The sequence below is a fragment of the Streptobacillus felis genome (genome assembly GCF_001559775.1).
Taxonomy (GTDB): Bacteria; Fusobacteriota; Fusobacteriia; order Fusobacteriales; family Leptotrichiaceae; genus Streptobacillus; species Streptobacillus felis.
Genome location: NZ_LOHX01000291.1, coordinates 1 through 975, shown reverse-complemented (window position 1 = coordinate 975; position 975 = coordinate 1). Strand labels below are relative to the sequence as shown.

1 protein-coding gene is annotated in these 975 nt (G+C 23.3%); it reads right to left on the bottom strand.

Annotation, left to right across the window (positions count from 1 at the left end; all coding sequences use genetic code 11):
* Positions 1-5 precede the first annotated feature (5 nt).
* Positions 6-975: ShlB/FhaC/HecB family hemolysin secretion/activation protein (locus AYC60_RS09110; protein ID WP_197416985.1), on the bottom strand; the 970-nt coding region annotated here is incomplete at its 5' end.

The following is a 975-nucleotide window of genomic DNA, read 5'->3' as shown; positions in this document are numbered from 1 at the left end:
ACCTCCTATTTTACCACATCAAACTTCAAAGCAAAAAGTGCTCTAAATCTTTTATTGTATTCTATAGACGAGTCTATATTTAATCTTGATAAATCAAAATTTACTCCAAGCTTTACCCTAGGATTAAATGACCTATAGTCTGTATCAAATCCTATACTTGAATAAAAATTTTTATACTTTAAGTTAATATCTAAACTAGTATCTATTTCTCTATTCTCTATAATATTTCTAATACTTAAAATATCCTTATATCCATAATCTAAATTAAAGGATGGTAAATATCTCCCATTTTCTATCTTGTTATCCAACTTTAATAATACTTTATGGTCTTCTTTAATTCTACTATCTAAACCTATAGAAAAATTATGTATACTATCTCTTCTACTTAATACATCTTCTATATATGATTTTCTATCTATATATGAATACGAACTTATTAAATCAATAGTTTTATTTATCTTTCTATCAAACTTTATTTCATATCTATTACTTAATCCTGATATATCATATATATTTTCATTATCTGTAATTATACTTCTTAAATATCTTGTATTACTATATTTTAGATAGATCTTATTATTCTTTATTGGAAATGATAGATTAATATCTAAATTCTCATTTCTTCTAGACCTTCTTTTATCAGATACTTCTTCTAATTCTTCTCCAGGAAGTAATTCATCTACATTCTTCATTACTTTTCTATTTGGTAGTATAGGTCTTACAAAAGTATATGATATATCTAGTTTTTCATTTAATATTAATCCTTCAACTCCTGCACTTATATTGTATCTATATTTACCAACTTCATTATTTTCTCCATAATTATCAAAACCTAGTGATAGTTTAAATGGATTAGTTTTCTTATTAGTTATTACTATATTTGACTTATCTTCTTCTATAGATGGTTCTATACTAACATCTATATTATTGCTTTTAGCATATTTTAAGTTAGATACTAGTGTATCTATTTTTAAT